Raw genomic sequence first — 23,863 nt, forward strand, 5'->3', positions numbered from 1 at the left:
TACGCCTAGGAGCGGCTGTCCAGGTAGCCTCCGCGCCGAAAGTACTTCTCCCCACTGCACTCGACCCCGTCCGAAGCGCGGACCCGAGTGATCACCAGTCCCCGGTTGCCACCCCGGCGGGCGTCGGACCCACACACCACGACGCCGCCCTCTTCCTGTACCAGCACCCGGCCGGGTGTACCGCCGTAGCAGGCGTCGGAAACCCGCGCCTCGAGAATCTCGATCCGTTCGTCCCGGTAGGAGGAGTACGCCCGGGGATAGGGATCCGACAGCGCCCGGACAAACCGCTCGAGATCCTGCGCCGGCCAGCTCCAATCGATCAGGCTGTCGCGCTCGGATCGTTTGTGGAAGTACGTTCGTCGCGCCTTGTCCTGCGGCCGAAAGACCGCGTTGCCCGAGTCCAACGCGGTCAACGCTTCGTCAAGGGCACCCGGAATCAAATCCATGCCGCGCATCACCAGTTCGGTGCCGGTATCGGCCGGGCCGATCGGCAGCGTGCGCTGCACCAGGATGTCGCCGGTGTCCAGGCCGTCGTCCATCCGGTGCACGGTCAATCCGAACTCGGACTCGCCACTGATCAGCGCCCACAACACGGGAGAGAACCCGGTGAATTTCGGCAGCAGCGAATCGTGGAAGTTCAAGGTCCCGTGCGGTGGAAGGTCGTAAAGCTCCGCCGGCATCCGGTGATACCAGCTATTCACGACGATGACATCGGGTGCGAAGTCTCCGACCAGGTCTATGGTCTCGCCGTCTACCCGCTCGGTGACATGGACCGGGATGCCGTGCTCGCGGGCGAGTTCGTCGACCGGCGCCGACCAGATCGCCTTGTAGGATTCGCTGCTGGCCGGATGGGTCACGGCGAGGACGACCTCGTGCTCCAGCGCAATCAACGCCTGGAGGGTCCTGTATCCCCAGGTCTGGAACCCGAAAAACACAACGCGCATGCGAGAACCCACTCACTTCGGCCCGGCGGACGGCGCCCTGTTGCGCACGCCACAGGGGCAGAGCTTATCGTAGGCTCACCTAACTTCGCGAGTCGGGGATTCCGCGAAATCACGCTTGTGGCGTCGAGGCTGCACTCGCCGGTTTCCTCGGCAGAAAGGCCGCCGGAACGATCGTGAGCAGCGCCAGCGCGACGGCCACGGCAAACACCGTCGTGTAGGCGTGGGCAACGTCGCCCGCGTCCAGGTCCCGGTGCCGGTTGAACTGTTGGGTCAACAGCACCGCCATCAACGCGGCTCCCGTGGCGCCGCCCACCTGATCGTTGATGCCCAGCAGAGTCGTAGCCCGCGCGATCTGGTCCGGCCGCACCGACTGCACGCATCCCCCGGACAGCGGCGTCGCGACGCAGCCAATTCCCAGCCCCGTGATCAGCAGGCCGGCCAGCAATGTCGGCGCGTAGTCGGCTTGGCGCGCGACGCCGAGGGTGAAGATGCCCAGGCCCGCGGCCACCAGCGGAAAACCGATCAGCACCATCTTGCCGGGCCCGAGTCTGTCCATGACCGACCCGGCGATAGGCGTGGTGACGACGACGCCTACTCCCATCGCGATCAGCTGCATCCCCGACTGCATCGGCGACTGGTGTCGCGCAACCTGGAAATAGCTCGGAACCAGCAGCAGAACACCGACGTAGATCGCCGCGAACAGCAGCAGCGTCGCGTTGGCCAGTGCGACCGGACGGTTGCTGAACAGCCGCAGGTCGACAAGTGGGTGGTCGGTGCCACGCCATGCGTGCAGAACGAAGGCGGCGATCAATGCCACACCGATCACAATCGGTACCGCCACATGGCGATCGGCGAGGGTGCGATGGTCCGGAATGGAGGACACCCCGGCCAGAAATATCGCCACGCCGGGTGATAGCAGCAGCACGCCGATGACGTCGAGCGCCTCCGATGGCTCAGGACGGTCCTTCGGAAACAGGGTCGCCGCGAGCGCGATGGTGATCAGTCCGATCGGCAGGTTGACAAAAAATATCCACTTCCAGCCGTAGGCTCCGATCAGCCAGCCCCCCAGGATCGGCCCGCCGATGGGACCGAACAGGAAGGGTATCGCTCCCAACGCGACCAACCGGCCGAGGCGCTTGGGGCCTGCCGCGCGGGTCACGATGACAAAGCTCAGCGGCGACATGATGCCGCCGCCGGCACCCTGGAGTACCCGAAAGACGATCAGCAACACAATGTTTGGCGCGATCGCGCACAGCAGTGAGGCGAGTGTGAATAATCCGACCGCGGCGATGAACAGGCGCCGGGTACCGAACCTGTCTGCGGCCCAACCGGTTACCGGGACAACGGCCGCGAACGCGAGCAGGTAGCCGGCGATCGTCCACGAGACGACGGCCGGCGTGGACCCGAATTCGGCGACGAACGTGCGTTGCGCGACGGCGACCGCGGTACTGTCCAGAAACCCCATCAGGGAAGCAAGGCCGCACACTGCGCCGATCCGCAGCAGCGCGGCATCCAGCTTGTCGGGGTAGTCGGGCGCACCCTTGCCGGAGTGGCCCACGGTTGCCCAAGACGCCTCGCCCATAGTGGCACCGAGCATAACGATGGCGGCCACATCGTCGGGCCAGGTCTGCGGCGCAGGCAGCGGGGGTGCGATAGCGTGGCAATCAAATGCAGCTCGGTGGCTTGGAATCGCAGGGAAGTGGCTTTTTCGCTGCACGAATCGACGCAGCCAGAATCGCGAACCCGCGTTTGGGGCGCTCGTGATCGTCCTGGCCCTCGACACCGCCACCCCGGCTGTCACCGCAGGAGTCGTGCGGCGTGACAATCTGGCCGTGCTGGGTGAGCGGGTCATCGTCGACGCGCGGGCTCACGCCGAACGGCTCACCCCGAACGTACTGGCCGCGCTCGCGGATGCCGGGCTGACGATGGCCGACCTTGACGCCGTGGTGGTGGGTTGCGGTCCCGGTCCCTTCACCGGCCTGCGCGCCGGGATGGCGACCGCGGCCGCCTTCGGTCACGCGCTCAACATCCCGGTGCGCGGGGTGTGCAGCCTGGACGCCATCGGCGTGCGCACCGCCGGCGACACTCTGGTGGTCACCGACGCCCGCCGCCGCGAGGTGTACTGGGCCCGCTACCGCGACGGGTCCCGCACGGCGGGGCCGGGGGTCGACGCCGCGACCGACGTCGACCCCGGACCGGCCCGGGCGGTGGCCGGTTCTCCCGAACACGCGGCGCTGTTCGACCTGCCGCGCCTCGAACCGGTTTACCCGACACCGGCCGGCCTGGTCGCCGCGGTGCCCGACTGGTCGCAGCGCCCGGCGCCGCTGGTGGCGCTGTACCTGCGCCGGCCGGACGCCAAGCCGCTGGCGGCCCGACCGTGACCGCCTGCAGCGGGCCCGTGATCGTCGGCGCCTTGACTCCGGCCGATGCCGAGCGTTGCGCCGAGCTCGAGGCGCTGCTCTTCGACGGCGACGACCCCTGGCCGGCGGTGGCGTTTCACCGCGAATTGGCCAGTGCCCACAATCATTACGTGGGCGCGCGGACCGGGGGCCTGCTGGTGGGCTACGCCGGCATCTCCCGGCTGGGCCGCAGGCCGCCGTTCGAATACGAGGTGCACACCATCGGTGTCGATCCGGTCTATCAGGGGCACGGCATCGGTCGCCGGCTGCTCGAGGAGCTGCTCACGTTCGCCCGCGACGGCGTCGTCTACCTGGAGGTCCGCACCGACAACGAGCCGGCCATCGCGCTCTACCGCAGCGTGGGCTTCGCGCAGATCGGGGTGCGCAAGCGCTATTACCGAGTCAGCGGCGCGGACGCCTACACGATGCGGCGGGAGGCGCTGAAATGACCCCGCGGACCATTTTGGCGATCGAAACCTCCTGCGACGAAACGGGAGTCGGTATCGCGCGGCTGGACGCCGACGGCACCGTGACGCTGTTGGCCGACGAGGTCGCCTCCAGCGTCGACGAGCACGTCCGGTTCGGCGGCGTGGTGCCCGAGATCGCCTCGCGAGCACACCTGGAGGCGCTCGGCCCGGCGATGCGCCGGGCGCTGCAGGCCGCACAGCTGGACAAGCCCGACATTGTCGCGGCCACCATCGGACCCGGCCTGGCCGGCGCCTTGTTGGTGGGAGTTGCTGCGGCCAAGGCATATTCGGCGGCCTGGGGCGTGCCGTTCTACGCCGTGAACCACCTCGGTGGGCATTTGGCAGCCGACGCGTACGAACACGGACCGCTGCCCGAGTGCGTGGCGCTGCTGGTGTCCGGGGGCCATACCCACCTGCTGCAGGTTCGTTCACTCGGCGAGCCGATCATCGAGCTGGGCAGCACGCTCGACGACGCCGCCGGCGAGGCCTACGACAAGGTGGCGCGGATGCTGGGCCTGGGCTATCCGGGCGGCCGGGTGCTCGACGAGCTGGCGCGCACCTGCGGCCGGGAGGCCGCGGAGATCCCCGCGTTCCCACGCGGCATGACCGGCCCTTCCGACGACCCGTATGCCTTCAGCTTCTCCGGGCTCAAGACCGCCGTCGCGCGTTACGTGGAAAGCCATCCGGACGCGAGCACGGCCGACATCGCCGCCGGCTTCCAGGAAGCGGTCGCCGATGTGCTGACCCGCAAGGCGGTGCGCGCCGCGACGGGGCTGGGCGTGCAGACGCTGCTGATCGCCGGGGGAGTGGCCGCCAACTCGCGGCTGCGCGAGCTGGCCACCGAACGCTGCGCCGAGGCCGGGCTGACGCTGCGCATCCCCAGGCCCGGGTTGTGCACCGACAACGGCGGCATGATCGCGTCGTTCGCCGCGCACCTGGTGGCCGCCGGCGCGGCGCCGTCCCCGCTGGATGTGCCGAGCGACCCGGGTCTGCCGGTGGTAAAAGCCCAGGTGAGCTGAGCTGAGAGCGTAAATGCGAAGGAAGCAGCAGGGCGGTCTTGAGTGCTAGCACTCTCATGTATAGAGTGCTAGGTGGCAATCGGCCAGCCCGTGTGTCGGCTCCCGCGACGACGGCGCTCGGGCCTGGACGGCTGCCGAATCATCTGGTAATTCGGACGGTTCGGGGCGCAGCCCCGGAACGACCGCCAACTCCGGTCCGGGGATGACCCGGGCCCGATCCAAATAGTGGAGGCCCCAATCGTGGCGAAGGTGAATATCAAGCCACTCGAGGACAAGATCCTCGTGCAGGCCAACGAGGCCGAGACCACGACCGCGTCCGGTCTGGTTATTCCTGACACCGCCAAGGAGAAGCCGCAAGAAGGCACCGTCGTCGCAGTCGGCCCCGGCCGCTGGGACGAGGATGGCGCGAAGCGGATCCCCGTCGACGTGTCGGAGGGTGACACCGTCATCTACAGCAAGTACGGCGGCACCGAGATCAAGTACAACGGCGAGGAGTACCTGATCCTGTCGGCACGCGACGTGCTGGCTGTCGTTTCCAAGTAAACAACCGTGTCCGCCCCGGCGATCCCCGTGTGTTGCACGGGCGATTTCCGGGGCGGACTGCGTTGATAGCGGGCAAGGAGCCTGATGAGCAAGCTGATTGAGTACGACGAAACCGCGCGTCGTGGCATCGAGGCGGGCGTGAACAAGCTCGCCGACGCGGTACGTGTGACGCTCGGGCCGCGCGGCCGGCATGTGGTGCTGGCCAAGGCCTTCGGCGGACCCACGGTCACCAACGACGGCGTGACCGTCGCACGCGAGATCGACCTGGAAGACCCGTTCGAGAACCTGGGCGCCCAGCTAGTCAAGTCGGTGGCCACCAAGACCAACGACGTCGCCGGCGACGGCACCACCACCGCGACCGTGCTGGCCCAGGCGCTGGTCAAGGGCGGTCTGCGGCAGGTGGCAGCGGGCGCCAACCCGATCGCGCTGGGCGCGGGCATCAGCAAGGCCGCTGACGCGGTGTCCGAGGCGCTGCTGGGCGCCGCCACCCCGGTGTCCGGCAAGGACGGTATCGCGCAGGTGGCCACGGTCTCCTCGCGAGACGAGCAGATCGGTGAGCTGGTCGGCGAGGGCATGAACAAGGTCGGCGCCGACGGCGTCGTCAGTGTCGAGGAGTCCTCGACACTGAACACCGAGCTGGAATTCACCGAGGGCGTCGGCTTCGACAAGGGCTTCCTGTCGGCGTACTTCGTGACCGACTTCGACTCGCAGGAGGCGGTGCTCGACGACCCGTTGATCCTGCTGCACCAGGAGAAGATCAGCTCCCTGCCCGACCTGCTGCCGATCCTGGAGAAGGTCGCCGAATCGGGCAAGCCGCTGCTGATCATCGCCGAGGACGTCGAGGGCGAGGCACTGGCCACGCTGGTGGTCAACGCCATCCGCAAGACGCTCAAGGCGGTCGCGGTCAAGGCGCCGTTCTTCGGCGACCGGCGCAAGGCGTTCCTCGAGGACCTGGCGATCGTGACGGGGGGCCAGGTCATCAACCCCGACGCCGGCCTGCTGTTGCGCGAGGTGGGCGCCGAGGTGCTCGGCTCGGCCCGCCGCGTGGTGGTCAGCAAGGACGAGACCATCATCGTCGACGGCGGCGGCTCCAAGGACGCGGTGGAAAACCGCGTCAAGCAGCTGCGCGCCGAGATCGAGAACAGCGACTCGGACTGGGATCGCGAAAAGCTGCAGGAGCGGGTGGCGAAGCTGGCCGGCGGCGTGGCCGTCATCAAGGTCGGCGCCGCCACCGAGACCGCGCTCAAGGAGCGCAAGGAGAGTGTCGAGGATGCCGTCGCGGCCGCCAAGGCGGCGGTCGAGGAGGGCATCGTCGCCGGCGGCGGATCGGCGCTCATCCAGGCCGGTAAGGCGCTCGACGGCCTGCGCTCGTCGCTGAAGGGCGACGAGGCCGCCGGTGTCGGGGTGTTCGCCGAGGCACTCACTGCGCCGTTGTACTGGATCGCCACCAACGCGGGGCTCGACGGCGCCGTCGCGGTCAGCAAGGTCCGGGATCTGCCTGCCGGGCAGGGCCTCAACGCGGCCACGCTGGAGTACGGTGACCTGATCAAGCAGGGCGTTATCGACCCGGTGAAGGTCACCCGGTCGGCGGTGCTCAACGCGGCGTCGGTGGCCCGCATGGTGCTGACCACCGAGACGGCGGTCGTCGACAAGCCGGCCGACGAAGACGATGACCACGGTCATGGCCACGGCCATCACCACCACTAGGTAGCGGCATGAGAACGCCCCCGGCCGGCATGGTCGGGGGCGTTCTCGCTCGTGGCCCAGGTTGACGAGTTCTGGCCGTCGACGGGTGAGACGCGCACGTCGTTCAGGCCGACCGCGAACCTGAGCAGCCAGGCATTCGTCTGCGGATATCGACCGAAGACCCTTCGACTGATGACTTTGTCCCGGTCCCGACGGCTTGCGCCGAAGCGACGATGGTGACAGGTGACTTGGTCAAGGAGCAGACATGATCGACTACGAGTTGGACAAACCCCACTCGATTCTTCGCGTGCGGCCCGAATCATCGCTCGGCAAGGACGACTTCGCCGAACTTGCCAAGGTCGTCGACCCAGAGATCGAAGCAGGCGGCGCCCTTGCCGGCCTCATCATCGAAGCGCCGCACTTTCCCGGGTGGGACAGTTTCGCGGCGCTGGTGACTCACCTGAAATTCGTGCGCGATCATCACCAGCATGTCAGGAAGATCGCCGTCGTCACCGACTCACAGCTGGGCGATTTGGCCGAGCATCTGGCTTCGCATTTCGTCGCTGCAGACATTCGTCATTTTCCGGCCGGTCAGATCGAGCAGGCCGAGGGCTGGATCATCGGCAACGAGGAGTAGGCCTAACGACCCGACGCCGCCACGGCGCGCACGAATCCCTCGGCGAAGATGTCGCAGACGGTGTCGATGTCCGGTAGCGAGAATGCGGGGATATCCGGCAGCGCGGGCCGGCTGAGTACGTGAAGCATGATGGGGCCCAACAGTTGTTGGGCCAGCAGCGGCAGGGGCATGTCGCGGATATGCCCGGCGCGGATCTCTGCCTCGAACCAGCGACCCAGTACGGCGAGCAAGCGGGGCGGACCGTAGGCCGCGAGGGACTGCACGGCCGGGCTGGTGGGCCGGGCGAAGGCTTCGGCGAAAATCGCCGGGGCGATGCGCGGTTCGCGGCTCAGCGCGTTGGCCACCGTGCGGTAGAAGCCGCGCACCATGTCGAGCAGGTCACCGCCGGGGTGCGCGAGATATTCCTCGATGTCGAGGACGGGGCTGTGGCGCTCGAAGACCGCCCGCATCAACTCGTCGCGCCCGCCGAAGACCGCGTGCAGGCTGTAGACCGAGCAGTCCGCGTTAGCGGCAACGGCTTCCAATGTTGCTGCGGCAAGCCCGGATTCGCTGATTAGCGCTGCGGCGGCAGCGACCGCACGGGTGCGAACGGGAGGTAAGCCACCGGGGTCGACGCCCGCGGCGCGAACCGCGTCGTTCAGCGCGGCGCGTGATCCGTCAAAGCGCCGTAGCAGGGTGCTGCGGGAGATGCCGGCTTCCGCGGCGATCATCGCGACGGGAACGTCGGCCACGTCCTTTCCCAGTTTCGCTGCGGCGCGTACGGCGGCGTTGACCACCTGCGGCGTCGACACCGGCCGGGCCATACTGCCTCCTCACCGCGTCTGATACGCTACTTTATGTAGTCTGCAATTCTATTCCAAAACTCGACGAGGAGCGCGCCATGACACAAGTTGTGCAGACCCAGGTCTGCGTCGCCGGTGGCGGCCCCGCCGGCCTCGTACACGCCCTGCTGCTCGCCCGCGCCGGGATCCGGGTCGTCGTCTTGGAAAAGCACAACGACTTCCTGCGCGACTTCCGCGGCGACACCGTGCACCCGAGCACCCTGCGGATCATGGACGAGCTGGGATTCATCGACGAGTTTTTGAAGCTGCCGCACACCAAGATCCACCGTCTTGCCTTCGACGCCGGTGGTTCGATTCGCACCGTGGGCAACTTCAAGGCACTCCAGTGGCTCGGCTTCAAGCCCTATATCGCCATGATGCCGCAGTGGGACTTTCTGGACTTCATCGCGGAAAAGGCTGCTGCCTACCCGGAATTCACCTTGATCCAGAACGCCGAGGTCACCGACCTGATCCTGGACGGCGATCGGGTGGTCGGGGTGCGCACACCGGATCTTGAGGTCCGGGCCGAGCTGGTGGTGGCCGCCGACGGCCGCAAGTCCGCGGTGCGTGCCGCGGCGGGATTGCAGACCGCCGCCGCACATTCCCCGATGGACGTGCTGTGGTTCCGGCTGAAATGGCGCCCCGGCGACCCTCAGGAACTGTTTGCGGTGCTTCGCAAGGGCCTGATGATGGCCATGATCTACCGCGGCGACTACTGGCAGGTCGCCTATCTGATGCCCAAGGGGGCCAGCCCCCGGGGCGGATCGCTGGAGGAGTTCAAGCAGCTGATCGTCACCGCGCAGCCTCGGCTGCGTGAGCATGTCAACGATCTGACCTCGTGGGACGACACCAGCGAACTCGACGTGCGGGTGGACCGGCTCGCGACGTGGTGGCGTACCGGCCTACTGTGCATCGGCGATGCCGCACACGCGATGTCGCCGGCCGGTGGGGTCGGCATCAACCTTGCGGTCGCCGATGCGGTGGCCGCGGCCAACATCTTGTGCGCCCCGCTGCGCGAACACCGGTTGACCGACGCCGACCTGGCCAAGGTGCAGCGTCGCCGGGAATTGCCGACTCGGATCGTTCAGGCGGTTCAGGTGCTGGCGCAGGACAGGGTGGTGGCGCCCAATTTGACCGGTGACCTGTCGCCGATCCAGGTCCCCAAGATCACCGGATGGGGCCCGCTGCAATTGATTCCACCGATCTTCGTGGGACGGGGCTTCCGTCCGGAGCGCGTCCGCACTCCGGACACACACCTCGAGAACTACTGCCCGGCTGCGGGTGGCGTCGGCGGCAAGTAGCGCTACTGCGCGACGGGCTGGATGGACACGAGCCGGAACCAGCCAGGTCGGCATTGGCCACCCCGTCGATCGCGGCATCCCAGCGATGGACCGAGTCGGGCGGCGTATCGCCGAATCCTCGCGACTTCAGGTACGCATCGGCTCGGCCCGAAAGCGTCACCGGCGCCCCGCCGCCGACCAGCGTCCCGGCGATCGTCCCCTCGACGGTATCGGCGGTCACCGAACTCAGCCTGGCGGAGCACGCGTTGCCATCAGTGTGGGACGCCGGCGGACAGCTGCCGGGCGGCGGGTCGGCGTGTGCCGGAGCGGCGATCACGCCGAGGGCAAACGCGTGCACCAACAGTCCGGCGCCGACTGCGGCCAATGCGGTGCGAGAGTGAGCCATCGGAGTGGTCCCTGGTGTCGTTCCCGGCGGTTACCGAAGTCCACGAAGCGTATTTGTCCTCGATCGCCAAAATCGCATTTCACGCCAAGTAATAACGCGGTCTACCACCCGTTTGCGGGCGGCGGGGGATCGGACCGGCGCGAATCGTCGCCGAAGGCGCCGGGCGGACCCGGTGCGTTCAGTCCGAAGCGGACGCCCAGCATCCGGATGGCGAAGCAGACCGCCGCGGCCCCGAACGCGGCCGGCAATCCGTACCAACCCATGCGCATGGCCGCCACCGTGATCGCCGCGGCCGCCAATGCCGGGATGGCATACAGCTCGCTGCGGAGCACCGTCGGGATCCGGCCGATGAAGACGTCGCGAATCGTGCCACCACCCACGGCGGTGACGACACCGAGCAGCAGCGCGGGGGCGACTCCCAGCCCGAAGACGACGGCTTTGTTGGTGCCGATGACCGCGTAGAAGCCCAGCCCCATCGCGTCGAGAATGATGATCGGCGTCTCCAGCCGGTGCAGCCACCTGCTGAGGACGAAGGCGATCAGCGCGCCGGCGACGGCGAGCGCAAAGTACCGCCAGTCGCGGAACGTCACGGGCGGAATCGAGCCGAGCAGGACGTCCCGAATCACTCCGCCGCCCAACGCCGTAGCCATCCCGAGCGCCACGACGCCGACGATGTCGAGCCGCACGACGCGCACGGCGGTGAGCGCCCCGTTGAGACCAAAGACGAAAATCCCGCTCAGATCCAACGCGAGCAGCAACGTCGGTTCGGTGTCCACATCCCCGCCCATCGGCACGTCGTCGGCTACGCGGGAAATGTTGCCACCCGCCGCGGATGGTCATCTTCCCGGGCGCATTGTTTGCTGGTCAGCCTGGGCGAGGAGCGTTTAGGGTCGCCGCATGGACCGCATCTGGCAGTGGACGTGGGATCGCTACAAGTCGAGGTACTCGTGGGCGGTTTACGCCATTGCGATCCCGCTTTCGCTGTCGGTGTACCTCGTGTGGTCGCTGCTCATGGTTGCTGTCGAAAGGTCGGACGACTACGTCGCGGCGGCCGCGCTCACCGTCATCGTCGCGCCGCTGCAGGCCTACGTGAGCCTGCTGCCCGGTTGGGGGCCGGGCCGCCGGGTGGACCGGTGGGCTGCCGGCCGAGAGGCCGATCGGGTGGGGGCACTGGACGCCACCTATGTCTGGGCCAGGGGCGGCGGTGCCAGGACGCTGGCCACCAACACGGCATTGGTCGCGGTGTTGTCGGTTGCGGTCGCTGCGACCACCGGGGTGACGGGATCGCGGCTGGCCCAATACGGGATTTTGGGCCTGGCGATCGGGATGGCCGTCGGGCTGAGCATCATGCACACCTTCGCGGAGGCGGCGGTACGGCCGGCCAGGGTCGCCATCGCCGGTGACATCGGGATCGGCGACTCGCTGCCCCGGTCCCGGCCGACCTTTGCCGCGTGGTCGAACGTCTTCATCCTCGCGGTCGTGTTCATTTTCGTTGTCGACGGCGCGATGCTGATGACGGTGGTCGACGGGGCTCATGGGCAACCGCTTGTTTTCGGCGCGATCGCGGCTGTGTCGACACTCTGCTTCGGCGTGCCGTTCACTCTCGGCGCCGGGTTCTTGCCGTTGCTGCGGCCCATTCGCGATCTCGCCGAGGGCACCACCCGCGTCGCGGGCGGCGATTACAGCCGGCGCCTGCCGGTGGTCCAGGACGATGACCTCGGCGCGTTGGCCGCGTCGTTCAACCGTATGCAGGCGGGTCTGGTTGAGCGGCAACGACTTCAGTCGGCGTTCGGGACGTATGTCGACCCGGCCCTGGCGACGCGGCTGCTCGAGCAGGGCGACCACGTGTTCACCGGCGAGCGCCGCGAGGTGACGGTGATGTTCGTCGACATCCGCGATTTCACCCCGTTCGCCGAGGCGCATTCCGCCGAGGACACCGTCGCCCGGCTCAACGCCCTGTTCGAGATGGTCGTGCCGGCGGTCGTCGACGCGGGCGGGCACGTGAACAAGTTCCTCGGCGACGGCGCCTTGGCCGTCTTCGGCGCGCCGAATCACCTTGCCAGCCATGCCGATGCAGCCCTCAGCGCGGCGGTGTTGATTCACCGTCTGGTCGGCGGGCGCTTCGGCGCCGACCTTCGCATCGGCATCGGCATCAACACGGGAAAGGTCATTGCCGGCACCATCGGCGGCGGAGGCAAGCTCGAGTTCACGCTCATCGGCGACACCGTCAACGTCGCCGCGCGCGTCGAGCAGCTGACCAAAACCACCGGCGACGCAATCCTTCTCACCGAGCAGACCGTCGACGCGCTGGACGCGCGACCGCCCGGACTCAGCGACCGCGGATCGCAGGCCTTGAGAGGTAAGTCGGCCCAGGTGCGACTCTTCGCGCTCGAGGTGTCGGCCGGCGGCTCGTCGTCAGAGGCCCGCGATGACGATGCCCACGCCGATCACGACCGCGACCGACAGGGACACCAGCAGGAAACTGACTAGGCTTTCCTTGGGCGCCGAGGCCTGGTGGTCACCCGTCGCGATCGGCGCGAATTTGCGCCCGGCGCCCCACACCGCCGCGAGCAGCGAGGCCACCCAGTTCGCATAGGCGGAGTAGACGATGAGTGCGATCGCGGTGACTCCCCACGCGTGGGACAGGTGAAGGTGCGGCCAGAGCAACCCGAGCAGCACCAGGAACATGCCGTTGAGTACGGCCTCGAGGTGGCTCGACAATGCCATGCGCGGGTTCTTGAGCGCGGGAACGGCGAGCCCGGTCAGCAGTCCGAGCAGGAAGAGGACCAATCCGAGCTCGAACAACATTGTCTGCACGGTCAGTACTTTCGGCCTTGAACTGGCGGCGGGCGAGCGCGTTACGTGCCGGGCGGCAGGCTGGGCGGCGTCGTCAGCGTCGTGGTCACCGTCGAGACGGTGCTTGTCGCCGCGGACGAGGTTGTCGGCCCGGCCGCGGCGATCACACCACAAGCGATCCGCTTGGATTCGTTCGTGGGGCCGTTGACCATGTTGTCCGCGGTCTGGGGCAGGATGACCGCCGTGCCCGAGCTGCTTCTCAGGTCCGCGGCCGTCAGCAAGCTGGTGGTGGTGTCCAGCTTCGCCGAGCCATCGGAGCGCACCTGCAGAGCGGTCAGGTCACCGCTGGCCGGATGGCCGGTGTGATCGGACGCCTGGTACACGCTGCCGGCGGAGCTGAAGTCCGGCGCCTCGCGTTTGCCCACCGCGTGGACCATCAACCCGTGAAAACCCGGGCTCAGCAGCTGGTTAGGCCCGGCCTCGACGGTGACCGTCGCGTAGCCGTTCGCGAAATCAAAAGTGGCCGTTGCTACTTGGCTGCCGTCGGCGGCCTTCAGCTGGGTGGTCATCCGCTCCGCGCCGGGCGGCGCGCTGGTCGACGGCGAGGCACTGGGCTGGTTGCCCTGCTGATGTGCGCATGCGGCTATTGGTGCGAGAGTGGCGGTCAATGCCGCGACCGCGATGGACACGCCCGTTTTCATGAGCCCGGCCTACCCCGATCGGCCCGGGTCGAAACGACGGCGCTCGCCCGTCACCGCAACGACGTGGCGATGTCGACCTCCGAGGTCAGGGTCTGATGAACGGGACTTTCGTTTCGCACTCGGCGCAGTCTTGTGCGTGAATACGCGAGTGCCGCAACGTCACTCGAACACCCGCCAGTGGCCAGCCCTTGCGTTCGGCGTACATGCGCACCGTCATCGAGGTGCACGACCCCAGCGCGGCCAGCAGCAGATCGTAGGGTGTGGGTCCCGCGTCGGCCTCGGCCACGATCACCGTGCCTTCGTCCGTCGTCGCAGCCCGGCCCGTCTCATGCGTGGTCATGCGACCGATCGTCGCACGGCCACGGGTCGGGTCGGCAACTGCGCGATCTGCCCGCGTAAGTCCGTTTCCACGTGCTCATCTCGTTGACCACGGGATGCACCTCGCGCGGCTCGAAATGCGCACGGCCATCACTCTTTTACTGGACCGGCTGCCTAACCTGCGGCTCGATCCGGACGGCGACGACCCGCATGTGCGCGGACAGGTGTTCCAATCGCCGACGTCGGTGCCGGTGCTGCTCGACCGGCGGTAGCGGGTACTAGGCGCTGCGGCGGATTCCGCGGTTGCGGCCGATGTCGCTCTTGAGTAGTAGGTCGCGCTCGGATTCCGACAGTCCGCCCCAAACACCGTACGGCTCACCGACTTCCAGCGCGTGGGAGCGGCACGCCTCGATCACCGGGCAGCGCCGGCACATTTCCTTGGCGCGCTGTTCGCGCTGCATGCGGGCGCGTCCGCGCTCGCCGTCGGGATGAAAGAACATCGACGAGTCAACGCCACGGCACAAGCCCTGCAGTTGCCAGTTCCAGATGTCGGCGTTAGGACCAGGTAGCTGCTCCGGTTGTGGCATGGCTAGTTCCCTCTCTGCACGGCGAGCCCAATTGAGGCTAGGGTCGCGATGTGAGTGTGCATCTGATTTGGGGTGACGTCACCGATGACTACCCGTCACTGCTAGAACCTATGTGGGGCGGTGAATTTCAGTCAATAGGCGTTTAGACCGGCAAAATATGTGTTGGTCGGAGGAGAATTAACTCCCCGTTCATGTGTCACGCATTTCGTGTACGAGAAGGGTGCTACCAGGTAAGTTGACCAAACTGAGATTTCCCAGCTCAGGGCGCAGTGGGCGCCCTTCGCCATTTAGTACAGGCCCGATCGCGATTAACAACTCGGTAACACGAACACTACGAACTGTTTACTACTATCTGTGTGATTGAAACTGGTCACACTTCTGCCGCCGAGCCGGCGCTGGCCGCCGCCGCCTTCGGGGACCGGCCCGGCGCCTGGCCGCTACCGACGGCGAAGACACCAGGTCAATTGTGGCTGCGGGCCGTTGCCGCGGGCGGACAGGGCCGCTACGGCAGCGCCTACCGCGACCTCGCCGAACTGCGGCGCGGCGGCGGGACCGGCCGGCTGGCCTCCCTGGCCCACAGCACGCAGGGCTCGTTTCTGCGCCAACTCGGGTGGCATGCGCGGGCCCGCGGCTGGGACGGCCGTGCCCTGGCGCTGGCTGGGGCCGATGGCGAGGCCCGTGCCGACGCCCTGATCGGGCTCGCGGCCGACGCGCTGGGCCTCGGTCGCTTCGCCGCGGCGGCGACTCTGCTGGCTCGGGCCGACGCAGCCCTGCTGGCCGGGCCGGTGCCGGAACGGGTCGCGGTGCGCCGTCGGTGGGTGGGCGCCGAGCTGGCGATGTTCACCGGCGATCGTGAGGCGGCTGTGCGCGCCGCCACCGATGCCGTCGAGCTGGCACCGGCTTCGACACGGCATCAGGTGAAGAGCCAGGTGGTGCTGGCCGCGGCGCTGTGTAGCGCCGGCGAGATCGATCGCGCCCGTGCTGTTGCCGAGACGGCGCTGGACGCCACCGGCCGTTTAGGCCTGATACCGCTGCGTTGGGCCTCAGCCTGCTTGCTGTTCGATATCGCTAGCGTCACGATTTCCGGGCCGAAACTGGCTGAAATCAGGGGTATTTGCGCAGATCAAGTGCGGCGCGCCGGGGGAACGTGGCGTTCCGCTTGAATCGGCTGCTGCCCGTTATTGTCATTGCGGGGGTTCGCCCGTGATGTGCTCGCTTCGTAACGTTGGAGATACCGCCGTCGATGACAATTCAAGCGGAACGTCCTCTCGACGCTGTGGTTGCCGATGCCGTAGCGGGGGACAGGAACGCTTTACGGGAGGTGCTGGAGACCATCCGCCCGATCGTCGTGCGATATTGCCGAGCGCGAGTCGGCACAGTCGATCGGGGTGGTCTGTCGGCCGACGATGTGGCTCAGGAGGTGTGCTTGGCGACTCTGACGGCGCTGCCGCGGTACAAGGACCGAGGCCGCCCCTTTCTGGCGTTTCTCTACGGCATCGCGGCTCACAAGGTGGCCGACGCCCACCGGGCCGCGGGTCGCGACCTCGCCTTCCCCGCCGAAACCGTGCCCGAGCGATGGTCGACCGAGGCCGGCCCGGAACAGCGGGCCCTGCAATCCGATTCGGCCAGCCGGATGAGTGAACTGCTCGAGATCCTGCCCGCCAAGCAGCGCGAGATCCTGATACTCCGCGTGGTGGTCGGCCTGTCGGCCGAAGAGACCGCCGCCGCGGTCGGTGCGACGCCGGGCGCGGTGCGGGTCGCACAGCACCGGGCGCTGGCCCGGCTGAAATCCGAGATAGTTGCGGCAGGTGGCTATGCCTGAGTTCGCCCTTCCCGACCGCCCGGCCCTCGACGAGGTGGCGCGCACGGACATGCTGCTCGACGCGCTGGCCAACCGCCAGCGATTCGACGTCGACGACCCCAGCGAGGGCGCGCTGGCCACGCTGCTCGGCGACTGGCGCGACGACCTGAGGTGGCCGCCGGCCAGTGCCCTCGTCTCGCCGGAAGAGGCGATCGCCGCGTGGCATGCCGGACTCGAGGATCGGCGGCACGGCCGTCGCAGCGTGGCGACGATCGGTTCCGTCGCGGCAACGCTGTTGGTGCTCAGCGGTTTTGGCGCCGTCGTGGCCGAGGCCCGCCCCGGCGACACGCTGTACGGCCTGCACGCGATGTTCTTCGACGAGCCACACGTCAGCCAGAACCAGATCGAATTGTCTGCCAAGGCCGATCTGGCCAAGGTTCAGGAGATGATCGACAAGGGCGAATGGACCCAGGCACAAAGCCAGCTGATGGAGATCAGCAGCACGCTGCAATCGATGGACGCGGGCACCGGCCGAAACGATCTGATGGACGAGGTGAACCTGCTCAACGCCAAGGTTGCGGCCCGCGATCCCAACGCGACCCTGCCGTCCGCGGTGCCGCTGCCAGTCGCGCCTCCGCCGGTCGTCTCTCCGCCGGTCGTCTCGCCGCCCGCTGCGGTCCCGGCCGCCCCGTCCGTCGCGCCTGCTGTGCCGCCGCCGGCGGCGGCACCGTCGCCGAGTCCGACGTCAAAGCATCACCATCACCACGGCCAGCCGACACCCACGGTGGCGCCGGGTCAGTGACGCCAGTGAAATCCGTCGGCGTCTGACGTGGCCTCGTTGAGCGAAGCATCGGCGTAGCCCCGGCAGTAATCCCAGGTCACATAGGCGTCCGGCTCGGGGTCGTAGGCCGGCTCGTGCGGGCGAACGGTGCCGTCGATCAGCAGTTGCAGCAGGTTGGCCCGCAGCATGTCCCAGTCGTGGTAGTGGTCCTGCTGACACTCGTCGCAACACACCACGAGTCCGCGAATTCCCTTGTGCGCCAACAAGGATTCGTATACGGCCAGATCGGCGAGGTCAGCCTCGACCGCGATGCGCTCTTGTTGATCCAGGGGTTGCCCCGGTTCTACGGCTTCCAGCGCCGCCGACGGGTCGCACGGGTCGTCAGCGAACGGGTCGGGCGGCAAACCCGGCGGGAGGTGATCACGCACGCCCATAGCCTACGCAAGCGGGTCGTGATAACGCCAGCAGGTAAGTCCCGCGTCGCGCGGGAACGCGGCGCGCCACAAGCAAGAGTCTGTGCACGATCGGCGAGCCGATAGGATGGGCTTCTCACTCCAAGCGTTCGTATGGAGGGCTTCACCGATGTCGCGTGGCATGTCCCACCTAGAAGACAGCTCCGACCTGGTCGGCAGCCCCTACGTGCGCAACGCGCCCGTAGCCGGACTGACCGACGACCCGGTGCCGACCGGCGGCGACGACCCGCACAAGGTGGCGATGCTCGGGCTGACGTTCGACGACGTCCTGCTGCTGCCGGCGGCCTCCGACGTGGTGCCCGCCACCGCGGACACCTCCAGCCAGCTCACCAAGAAGATCCGGCTCAAGGTCCCGCTGGTCAGCTCCGCGATGGACACCGTCACCGAGTCGCGGATGGCCATCGCGATGGCCCGTGCCGGCGGCATGGGGGTGTTGCACCGCAACCTGCCCGTCGCCGAACAGGCCGGCCAGGTGGAGATGGTGAAGCGCTCCGAGGCGGGCATGGTCACCGACCCGGTCACCTGCCGGCCCGACAACACGCTGGCCCAGGTCGAGGCGCTGTGTGCGCGGTTCCGGATTTCCGGGCTGCCGGTCGTCGACGACTCCGGCGCGCTGGTCGGCATCATCACCAACCGGGACCTGCGCTTCGAGGTCGACCAGAACAGGCAGGTCGCCGAGGTGATGACCAAGGCCCCGCTGATCACCGCCCGGGAGGGCGTGTCCGCCGATGCGGCGCTGGGCCTGCTGCGCCGCAACAAGATCGAGAAACTGCCGGTCGTCGACGGCCACGGCCGGCTGACCGGGCTGATCACCGTCAAAGACTTCGTCAAGACCGAGCAACACCCGCTGGCCACCAAGGACAGCGACGGCCGGCTGTTGGTAGGTGCGGCGGTCGGCGTCGGGGGCGACGCCTGGGTGCGGGCGATGATGCTGGTCGACGCCGGGGTCGACGTGCTGATCGTGGACACCGCGCACGCCCACAACCGGTTGGTGCTCGACATGGTCGGCAAACTCAAGGCCGAAGTCGGCCACAAGGTCGAGGTGATCGGCGGCAACGTCGCCACCCGCTCGGCGGCCGCTGCCCTGGTCGACGCCGGAGCCGACGCCGTCAAGGTCGGGGTGGGGCCGGGCTCGATCTGCACCACCCGGGTGGTGGCCGGCGTCGGCGCCCCTCAGATCACGGCGATTTTGGAAGCCGTCGCGGTGTGTCGTCCGGCGGGTGTGCCGGTCATTGCCGACGGCGGACTGCAGTATTCCGGTGACATCGCCAAGGCGCTAGCCGCCGGCGCGTCGACGGCTATGCTGGGCTCGCTGCTGGCCGGCACCGCCGAGGCGCCGGGCGAGACGATCTTCGTCAACGGCAAGCAATTCAAGAGCTACCGCGGCATGGGGTCGCTGGGCGCCATGGCCGGCCGGAGCGGGGCTGGCAGTGCTGGCAGGTCGTACTCCAAGGACCGCTACTTCGCCGACGACGCGTTGAGCGAGGACAAACTGGTCCCCGAGGGCATCGAAGGGCGCGTGCCCTACCGCGGCCCGCTGTCGTCGGTGATTCACCAGCTGGTCGGGGGTCTGCGCGCCGCGATGGGCTATACCGGCTCGCCGACCATCGAGGTGTTGCAGCAGGCGCAGTTCGTCCGCATCACCGCGGCCGGGCTCAAAGAGAGCCATCCGCACGACGTCGCGATGACGGTCGAAGCCCCCAACTACTACGCGCGGTGAACAGCGAACTGGCGATGGTCGAGATCGGAATGGGCCGCGTGGCCCGTCGCACGTATGAGCTCAGTGAGATCGGCATCGTGCCCTCCCGGCGCACCCGCTCGTCGCAGGACGTGTCGACGGCCTGGCAGCTGGACGCCTACCGGTTCGAGATCCCGGTGCTGGCCCACCCGACGGACGCGCTGGTGTCCCCGGAGTTCGCGATCGAGCTGGGCCGGCTCGGCGGGCTGGGCGTGCTCAACGGCGAGGGTCTGATCGGCCGGCACTCCGACGTACAAGCCAAGATCGCGCAGCTGCTCGAGGCCGCCGAAAAGGAACCCGAACCCTCGGCCTCGATCCGGCTGTTGCAGGAGCTGCACGCCGCGCCGCTGAACCCCGATCTGCTGGGCGCCGCGGTCGCCCGGATCCGCGAGGCGGGCGTCACCACGGCCGTGCGGGTCAGCCCGCAAAACGCCCAGGCGCTCACCCCGGTGCTGCTGCAGGCCGGCATCGATCTGCTCGTTATCCAGGGCACCATCGTCTCGGCCGAGCGGGTGGCTAGCGACGGCGAACCGCTCAACTTGAAGACCTTCATCTCCGAGCTCGACGTGCCGGTGGTTGCCGGCGGCGTGCTGGACCACCGCACCGCGCTGCACCTGATGCGCACCGGCGCCGCCGGCGTCATCGTCGGCTACGGCTCCACCCGCGGCGTGACCACCAGCGACGAGGTGCTGGGCATCAGCGTCCCGATGGCCACCGCGATCGCCGACGCCGCCGCCGCGCGCCGGGAATACCTCGACGAGACCGGCGGCCGCTACGTGCATGTGCTGGCCGACGGCGACATCCACACGTCCGGGGAGCTGGCCAAGGCCATCGCGTGCGGCGCGGACGCGGTGGTGCTCGGTACGCCGCTGGCCGGAGCCGCCGAGGCGCTGGGCGAGGGCTGGTTCTGGCCCGCCGCCGCGGCGCACCCGTCGTTGCCGCGCGGTGCCCTGTTGCAGATCGCCGTCGGCGAGCGGCCGCCGCTCGAGCAGGTGCTCGATGGGCCTTCCGACGACCCGTTCGGCAGCGTCAACCTCGTCGGCGGGCTGCGCCGATCGATGGCCAAGGCCGGCTACTGCGATCTCAAGGAATTCCAGAAGGTCGGCCTGACCGTCGGGGCCTGAGGCCGCCGACTGAGGGCACTAGCTCGTTACCCACCGGTAAGTTCATACTGGGGTGATGCAGCCAGACTATGACGTCCTGATCATCGGCTCGGGTTTCGGCGGCAGCGTCAGCGCGCTCCGACTGACCGAAAAGGGTTACCGCGTAGGCGTATTGGAGGCGGGCCGTCGCTTCGAAGACGAGGATTTCGCCAAGACGTCGTGGAATCTGCGCAAGTTTCTGTGGGCTCCGAGACTGGGCTGCTTCGGCATCCAACGGATTCATCCGCTGAAGAACGTGCTGATTCTGGCCGGCGCCGGGGTGGGCGGCGGATCGCTGAATTATGCCAACACGCTGTACGTCCCGCCGGAGCCGTTCTTCGCCGACCGCCAGTGGGCCCACATCACCGACTGGCGCAGCGAGCTGGAGCCGCATTATGAGCAGGCGCAGCGGATGCTGGGCGTGGTCACCAACCCGACGTTCACCGACGCCGACCGCGTGCTCAAAGAGGTCGCCGACGAAATGGGTTGCGGCGATACGTTCGTGCCGACGCCGGTGGGGGTGTTCTTCGGGCCGGAGGGCACCAAGGCACCGGGCGAGAAGTTTCCCGACCCGTTCTTCGGTGGTGTGGGACCGGAGCGCACCGGCTGCCTGGAGTGCGGCTCCTGCATGACGGGCTGCCGTTACGGGGCCAAGAACACGCTGCTCAAGAATTATCTCGGCCTCGCGGAATCCGCAGGCGCACAAGTCATTCCAATGACCACCGTGAAGAGCTTCGAGCAACGGCCCGACGGACTGTGGGAGATCAGCACGGTCCGGACCGGCAGCTGGGTGCGGCGGCGTAAGCGCACCTTCACCGCCGCGAACGTGATCTTGGCCGCGGGCACCTGGGGCACCCAGCACCTGCTGTTCAACATGCGCGACAAGGGCAAACTGCCACGCCTCTCGAAGCGGCTGGGTGTGCTGACCCGAACCAATTCCGAATCGATCGTCGGCGCCGGGCGCCGCACGGTGTCGCCGGACCTGGACCTAACCCACGGGGTGGCGATCACGTCGTCGATTCACCCGACGGAGGACACTCACATCGAGCCCTGCCGCTACGGCAAGGGTTCCAACGCGATGGGGCTGCTACAGACGCTGATGACCGACGGCCCCGGGCTCGAGGGCACGGACGTGCCGCGCTGGCGGCAGCTGCTCGATACGGCGGGGGAGGACCCGCGTGGCATGCTGCGGCTGCTCAATCCCCGTAAGTGGAGCGAACGCACGATGATCGCACTGGTGATGCAGCACCTGGACAACTCGATCACCACGTTCACCAAACGCGGCAGGCTGGGCATCCGCTGGTACACCAGCAAGCAGGGACACGGCGACCCGAACCCGGCCTGGAATCCGGTGGGCAACACGGTTACCCGTCGCATCGCCGAGAAAATCGACGGCGTGGCCGGCGGCACCTGGGGGGAGTTGTTCAACATCCCGCTGACCGCACACTTCCTCGGCGGGGCGGCGATCAGCGACAGCCCCGAACAGGGCGTGATCGATCCGTACCACCGGGTCTACGGCTATCCCACCCTGTACGTGGTCGACGGCGCGGCAATCTCGGCGAATCTGGGCGTCAACCCGTCGCTGTCCATCACCGCGCAGGCCGAGCGGGCCGCCTCGCTGTGGCCGAACAAGGGGGGGAACGATCAGCGCCCGCTGCAGGGCGACACCTACCGGCGGCTGGCGCCGATAACGCCGGCGCACCCGGTGGTACCCCTCGGTGCACCGGGTGCGCTGCGTTGGCTGCCGATCGATCCGGTCAGCTCGGCGAGCTGAAATCGATCAACTGGCAACTACTTTCAGTAGTCCCCCGCCAAGGGCGCGGCTGCGTTCTCCGTTCACGTTGACGGGGACGTCGCCCATCAGCGTGACGCGGTGCATCAGACGCGGATGGTCGTCGTAGTCGTCGACGGCGCGGTGCTGGGTCGCCCGGTTGTCCCACATTGCGACGTCGCCGTACTCCCAGTTCCACCGAATCGTGTTCTCCGGCTTGGTGATTTGGCTCTGCAACAGGTCGAGCAGCCCGCCCCAGACCTGGTTGTCCAATCCGACGAAGGTGCGCACGAAGTCGCCGAGTAGCAAGCTGCGTTCCCCGGTTTCGGGGTGCACCCGAACCACCGGGTGTTCGGTGCGGAAATCGGGCGCCTCGAACGACTGCCGGAAGGCGCGCTCGGTGTCGCTCATCGACGCCTGCAGCGCTTCGGCAGTGACGTAGTCGTAGCGATTGCTGTGCACCGCCCACAGATTCTCGACCAGACATCTGACCGGTTCGCGGAGGTCTTCGTAAGCGGCGACCGTCGAGGCCCACAGCGTCGAGCCGCCATAGGGGGGCAGGGTCACCGCGCGCAGGATCGAGGCCGCCGGGTAGTTCGCGGCGAAGGTGACGTCGGTGTGCCAGCGATTGGCCTTGCCGTATTCGGAGTCGATCGGCGTGATGACCGGCGTCTCGGGGACGGCGGCGAGTGAGGCCGGATGGCCGACCGGGGTGCCCAGCAGCTTGGCGAACGCGAGTTGCTCGGCGTCGTCGAGGTGGTGCTGGCCACGGAAGAAGATCACCTTGTGCGCAAGCAGAGCCTGGTGAATGTCCGCGACGGTGTCGGGAGCCAGGTCACCGCCGAGGCGTACGCCATCGATTCGGGCGCCGATCCGGCTGCTCAGCTTGGTGACGGTGACGGAGTTCTTCATTTCTGTCGTCCCTTTCCGATAAGAGCACTGTAGTCAATCGACTACACGAGTAGTGTAGACACATGACTACAGGTTCGGCAAGGGCTACTCGCGGCGAGATCCCCACTGGACGCGAAGAGGTGGCCGCGGCGGTTCTACAGGCCGCCACCGACCTGTTCGCCGAGCGTGGACCGGCGGCGACATCGATCCGCGACATAGCCGCCCGGTCGAAGGTCAATCACGGACTGGTGTTTCGCCACTTCGGCACCAAGGACAAGCTGGTCGGCGCCGTGCTCGACCATCTCGGGACGACGCTGACCGATCTGCTGAACTCGGGTGCGCCAAGCGAGGTGGTGGATCAGGTGCTGGACCGGCAGATGCGGGTCATGGCCCGGACGCTGCTCGACGGGTATCCCGCCGCGCAGTTGCAAAAGCAGTTTCCGAACATTGCCACTCTGATCGAATGGGTGCGACCAGTGCACAAAGACGACATGAGTGCGCGGCTGGCCGTCGCCAACGGCCTGGCGCTGCAGTTTGGTTGGCGGCTCTTCGCGCCGATCCTGCGTTCGGCCGCCGGTCTGGACGAGCTGACCGACGACCAAATCCGCGACGTCGTGCACACCGAACTCGGCCGGATCCTCGATCCGGACAACCTGACCTAG

26 protein-coding genes and 1 pseudogene are annotated in these 23,863 nt (G+C 67.7%); 17 read left to right on the forward strand and 10 right to left on the reverse strand.

Annotation, left to right across the window (positions count from 1 at the left end; all coding sequences use genetic code 11):
• Positions 1 to 5: 5 nt before the first annotated feature.
• Complete coding sequence (locus tag MSG_RS05005; protein WP_096437596.1) at positions 6 to 944, reverse strand: methionyl-tRNA formyltransferase; 939 nt, start codon at positions 942 to 944, stop codon at positions 6 to 8.
• A 109-nt stretch (positions 945 to 1,053) separates the two neighbouring features.
• The gene (locus tag MSG_RS05010) at positions 1,054 to 2,526 is read right to left on the reverse strand and encodes a DHA2 family efflux MFS transporter permease subunit (protein WP_232011159.1); all 1,473 of its coding nucleotides are present in this window, start codon (positions 2,524 to 2,526) and stop codon (positions 1,054 to 1,056) included.
• A gap of 178 nt (positions 2,527 to 2,704) precedes the next feature.
• Between MSG_RS05010 and tsaB the strand changes: the two genes are divergently transcribed.
• From tsaB to MSG_RS05040, 6 genes are all read left to right on the forward strand, one after another.
• Positions 2,705 to 3,325: a tRNA (adenosine(37)-N6)-threonylcarbamoyltransferase complex dimerization subunit type 1 TsaB gene (tsaB, locus tag MSG_RS05015; protein WP_232011160.1), complete on the forward strand. Its 621-nt coding sequence runs from the start codon at positions 2,705 to 2,707 to the stop codon at positions 3,323 to 3,325.
• Positions 3,322 to 3,792 (forward strand): ribosomal protein S18-alanine N-acetyltransferase, encoded by a 471-nt coding sequence (rimI, locus tag MSG_RS05020; protein ID WP_096437600.1) that lies wholly within the window; start codon positions 3,322 to 3,324, stop codon positions 3,790 to 3,792. The genes tsaB and rimI overlap by 4 nt, the downstream gene beginning before the upstream one ends.
• Entirely contained in the window at positions 3,789 to 4,829 is a 1,041-nt protein-coding gene (gene tsaD / locus MSG_RS05025) for a tRNA (adenosine(37)-N6)-threonylcarbamoyltransferase complex transferase subunit TsaD (RefSeq protein ID WP_096437602.1), read from the forward strand. Before rimI ends, tsaD begins: the two co-directional genes overlap by 4 nt.
• Before the next feature lie 240 nt (positions 4,830 to 5,069).
• A complete protein-coding gene (gene groES, locus MSG_RS05030) occupies positions 5,070 to 5,372 on the forward strand; it encodes a co-chaperone GroES (protein ID WP_096444091.1) in 303 nt (100 codons plus the stop codon).
• A gap of 84 nt (positions 5,373 to 5,456) precedes the next feature.
• The gene (gene groL, locus MSG_RS05035; protein ID WP_096437604.1) at positions 5,457 to 7,079 is read left to right on the forward strand and encodes a chaperonin GroEL; all 1,623 of its coding nucleotides are present in this window, start codon (positions 5,457 to 5,459) and stop codon (positions 7,077 to 7,079) included.
• A gap of 244 nt (positions 7,080 to 7,323) precedes the next feature.
• Complete coding sequence (locus MSG_RS05040; protein WP_096437606.1) at positions 7,324 to 7,695, forward strand: SpoIIAA family protein; 372 nt, start codon at positions 7,324 to 7,326, stop codon at positions 7,693 to 7,695.
• A 2-nt stretch (positions 7,696 to 7,697) separates the two neighbouring features.
• On the opposite strand, the gene MSG_RS05045 is transcribed toward MSG_RS05040, so the two are convergent.
• Positions 7,698 to 8,498 carry a TetR family transcriptional regulator gene (locus tag MSG_RS05045; RefSeq protein WP_096437608.1) on the reverse strand — a complete coding sequence of 267 codons (801 nt, stop codon included), beginning with the start codon at positions 8,496 to 8,498 and terminating at the stop codon, positions 7,698 to 7,700.
• A gap of 77 nt (positions 8,499 to 8,575) precedes the next feature.
• Between MSG_RS05045 and MSG_RS05050 the strand changes: the two genes are divergently transcribed.
• Together MSG_RS05050 and MSG_RS05055 are read left to right on the forward strand one after the other, a co-directional pair.
• Positions 8,576 to 9,817, forward strand: a complete 1,242-nt coding sequence (locus tag MSG_RS05050; RefSeq protein WP_096437610.1) for an FAD-dependent oxidoreductase — start codon at positions 8,576 to 8,578, stop codon at positions 9,815 to 9,817.
• A 53-nt stretch (positions 9,818 to 9,870) separates the two neighbouring features.
• Positions 9,871 to 10,197, forward strand: coding sequence for a hypothetical protein (locus MSG_RS05055; protein WP_096437612.1), 327 nt, complete (start codon positions 9,871 to 9,873; stop codon positions 10,195 to 10,197).
• Positions 10,198 to 10,303: 106 nt separating this feature from the next.
• Here the strand turns inward: MSG_RS05055 and MSG_RS05060 are convergent, their stop codons facing one another.
• Positions 10,304 to 10,978: a trimeric intracellular cation channel family protein gene (locus MSG_RS05060; protein WP_096444093.1), complete on the reverse strand. Its 675-nt coding sequence runs from the start codon at positions 10,976 to 10,978 to the stop codon at positions 10,304 to 10,306.
• A gap of 121 nt (positions 10,979 to 11,099) precedes the next feature.
• Here MSG_RS05060 and MSG_RS05065 point away from each other — a divergent pair, with 121 nt between their 5' ends.
• A complete protein-coding gene (locus MSG_RS05065; RefSeq protein ID WP_096437614.1) occupies positions 11,100 to 12,692 on the forward strand; it encodes an adenylate/guanylate cyclase domain-containing protein in 1,593 nt (530 codons plus the stop codon).
• Here MSG_RS05065 and MSG_RS05070 read toward each other — a convergent pair.
• The 3 genes from MSG_RS05070 to MSG_RS05080 form a co-directional block, all read right to left on the reverse strand.
• Positions 12,618 to 13,019: a hydrogenase gene (locus MSG_RS05070; protein ID WP_096437616.1), complete on the reverse strand. Its 402-nt coding sequence runs from the start codon at positions 13,017 to 13,019 to the stop codon at positions 12,618 to 12,620. The two genes, MSG_RS05065 and MSG_RS05070, sit on opposite strands and share 75 nt — an antisense overlap.
• A 41-nt stretch (positions 13,020 to 13,060) precedes the next feature.
• Positions 13,061 to 13,699 carry a superoxide dismutase family protein gene (locus tag MSG_RS05075; RefSeq protein WP_096437618.1) on the reverse strand — a complete coding sequence of 213 codons (639 nt, stop codon included), beginning with the start codon at positions 13,697 to 13,699 and terminating at the stop codon, positions 13,061 to 13,063.
• An 85-nt stretch (positions 13,700 to 13,784) separates the two neighbouring features.
• Positions 13,785 to 14,039, reverse strand: coding sequence for an OsmC family protein (locus tag MSG_RS05080; RefSeq protein WP_162899148.1), 255 nt, complete (start codon positions 14,037 to 14,039; stop codon positions 13,785 to 13,787).
• An 82-nt stretch (positions 14,040 to 14,121) separates the two neighbouring features.
• On the opposite strand from MSG_RS05080, the pseudogene MSG_RS05085 reads away from it, so the two are divergent.
• A pseudogene (locus MSG_RS05085) lies at positions 14,122 to 14,289 on the forward strand (cytochrome P450); the annotation flags it as partial.
• Positions 14,290 to 14,295: 6 nt separating this feature from the next.
• On the opposite strand, the gene MSG_RS05090 reads toward MSG_RS05085, so the two are convergent.
• Positions 14,296 to 14,604 (reverse strand): WhiB family transcriptional regulator, encoded by a 309-nt coding sequence (locus tag MSG_RS05090; protein WP_096437620.1) that lies wholly within the window; start codon positions 14,602 to 14,604, stop codon positions 14,296 to 14,298.
• A gap of 356 nt (positions 14,605 to 14,960) precedes the next feature.
• Between MSG_RS05090 and MSG_RS05095 the strand changes: the two genes are divergently transcribed.
• The 3 genes from MSG_RS05095 to MSG_RS05105 all read left to right on the forward strand — a co-directional run bounded on the left by MSG_RS05095 (position 14,961) and on the right by MSG_RS05105 (position 17,207).
• Entirely contained in the window at positions 14,961 to 15,767 is an 807-nt protein-coding gene (locus MSG_RS05095; RefSeq protein WP_162899149.1) for a tetratricopeptide repeat protein, read from the forward strand.
• Between the two features lie 80 nt (positions 15,768 to 15,847).
• A complete protein-coding gene (locus MSG_RS05100; RefSeq protein WP_181159145.1) occupies positions 15,848 to 16,426 on the forward strand; it encodes a sigma-70 family RNA polymerase sigma factor in 579 nt (192 codons plus the stop codon).
• A complete protein-coding gene (locus MSG_RS05105; RefSeq protein WP_096437626.1) occupies positions 16,419 to 17,207 on the forward strand; it encodes an anti-sigma-D factor RsdA in 789 nt (262 codons plus the stop codon). The genes MSG_RS05100 and MSG_RS05105 overlap by 8 nt, the downstream gene beginning before the upstream one ends.
• Here MSG_RS05105 and MSG_RS05110 read toward each other — a convergent pair.
• Positions 17,201 to 17,614 (reverse strand): DUF5319 domain-containing protein, encoded by a 414-nt coding sequence (locus MSG_RS05110; RefSeq protein WP_096444094.1) that lies wholly within the window; start codon positions 17,612 to 17,614, stop codon positions 17,201 to 17,203. The two genes, MSG_RS05105 and MSG_RS05110, sit on opposite strands and share 7 nt — an antisense overlap.
• A gap of 154 nt (positions 17,615 to 17,768) precedes the next feature.
• Here MSG_RS05110 and guaB point away from each other — a divergent pair, with 154 nt between their 5' ends.
• From guaB to MSG_RS05125, 3 genes are read left to right on the forward strand one after another with little or no spacing between them, the layout of a single operon-like run.
• Positions 17,769 to 19,379 (forward strand): IMP dehydrogenase, encoded by a 1,611-nt coding sequence (guaB, locus tag MSG_RS05115; RefSeq protein ID WP_096437628.1) that lies wholly within the window; start codon positions 17,769 to 17,771, stop codon positions 19,377 to 19,379.
• Between the two features lie 14 nt (positions 19,380 to 19,393).
• Positions 19,394 to 20,521, forward strand: coding sequence for a GuaB3 family IMP dehydrogenase-related protein (locus MSG_RS05120; protein WP_096444096.1), 1,128 nt, complete (start codon positions 19,394 to 19,396; stop codon positions 20,519 to 20,521).
• A gap of 55 nt (positions 20,522 to 20,576) precedes the next feature.
• Entirely contained in the window at positions 20,577 to 22,313 is a 1,737-nt protein-coding gene (locus MSG_RS05125; RefSeq protein ID WP_096437630.1) for an FAD-dependent oxidoreductase, read from the forward strand.
• Positions 22,314 to 22,319: 6 nt separating this feature from the next.
• On the opposite strand, the gene MSG_RS05130 is transcribed toward MSG_RS05125, so the two are convergent.
• A complete protein-coding gene (locus MSG_RS05130; protein ID WP_096437631.1) occupies positions 22,320 to 23,222 on the reverse strand; it encodes a TauD/TfdA dioxygenase family protein in 903 nt (300 codons plus the stop codon).
• Between the two features lie 62 nt (positions 23,223 to 23,284).
• Between MSG_RS05130 and MSG_RS05135 the strand changes: the two genes are divergently transcribed.
• Positions 23,285 to 23,863: a TetR/AcrR family transcriptional regulator gene (locus tag MSG_RS05135; RefSeq protein WP_096437632.1), complete on the forward strand. Its 579-nt coding sequence runs from the start codon at positions 23,285 to 23,287 to the stop codon at positions 23,861 to 23,863.

The organism is Mycobacterium shigaense, from assembly GCF_002356315.1.
In the GTDB taxonomy this organism is placed as follows: Bacteria; Actinomycetota; Actinomycetes; order Mycobacteriales; family Mycobacteriaceae; genus Mycobacterium; species Mycobacterium shigaense.

Coding starts and splice junctions, on each gene's coding strand:
- MSG_RS05130 (WP_096437631.1), bottom strand. CDS start 23,222: ATGAAGAACTCCGTCACCGTCACCAAGCTGAGCAGCCGGATCGGCGCC.
- MSG_RS05065 (WP_096437614.1), top strand. CDS start 11,100: ATGGACCGCATCTGGCAGTGGACGTGGGATCGCTACAAGTCGAGGTAC.
- groL (WP_096437604.1), top strand. CDS start 5,457: ATGAGCAAGCTGATTGAGTACGACGAAACCGCGCGTCGTGGCATCGAG.
- MSG_RS05125 (WP_096437630.1), top strand. CDS start 20,577: ATGCAGCCAGACTATGACGTCCTGATCATCGGCTCGGGTTTCGGCGGC.
- MSG_RS05135 (WP_096437632.1), top strand. CDS start 23,285: ATGACTACAGGTTCGGCAAGGGCTACTCGCGGCGAGATCCCCACTGGA.
- MSG_RS05080 (WP_162899148.1), bottom strand. CDS start 14,039: ATGACCACGCATGAGACGGGCCGGGCTGCGACGACGGACGAAGGCACG.
- MSG_RS05040 (WP_096437606.1), top strand. CDS start 7,324: ATGATCGACTACGAGTTGGACAAACCCCACTCGATTCTTCGCGTGCGG.
- guaB (WP_096437628.1), top strand. CDS start 17,769: ATGTCGCGTGGCATGTCCCACCTAGAAGACAGCTCCGACCTGGTCGGC.
- tsaD (WP_096437602.1), top strand. CDS start 3,789: ATGACCCCGCGGACCATTTTGGCGATCGAAACCTCCTGCGACGAAACG.
- MSG_RS05120 (WP_096444096.1), top strand. CDS start 19,394: ATGGTCGAGATCGGAATGGGCCGCGTGGCCCGTCGCACGTATGAGCTC.
- MSG_RS05010 (WP_232011159.1), bottom strand. CDS start 2,526: ATGGGCGAGGCGTCTTGGGCAACCGTGGGCCACTCCGGCAAGGGTGCG.
- MSG_RS05075 (WP_096437618.1), bottom strand. CDS start 13,699: ATGAAAACGGGCGTGTCCATCGCGGTCGCGGCATTGACCGCCACTCTC.
- MSG_RS05100 (WP_181159145.1), top strand. CDS start 15,848: ATGACAATTCAAGCGGAACGTCCTCTCGACGCTGTGGTTGCCGATGCC.
- MSG_RS05105 (WP_096437626.1), top strand. CDS start 16,419: ATGCCTGAGTTCGCCCTTCCCGACCGCCCGGCCCTCGACGAGGTGGCG.
- MSG_RS05090 (WP_096437620.1), bottom strand. CDS start 14,604: ATGCCACAACCGGAGCAGCTACCTGGTCCTAACGCCGACATCTGGAAC.
- MSG_RS05045 (WP_096437608.1), bottom strand. CDS start 8,498: ATGGCCCGGCCGGTGTCGACGCCGCAGGTGGTCAACGCCGCCGTACGC.
- MSG_RS05005 (WP_096437596.1), bottom strand. CDS start 944: ATGCGCGTTGTGTTTTTCGGGTTCCAGACCTGGGGATACAGGACCCTC.
- MSG_RS05050 (WP_096437610.1), top strand. CDS start 8,576: ATGACACAAGTTGTGCAGACCCAGGTCTGCGTCGCCGGTGGCGGCCCC.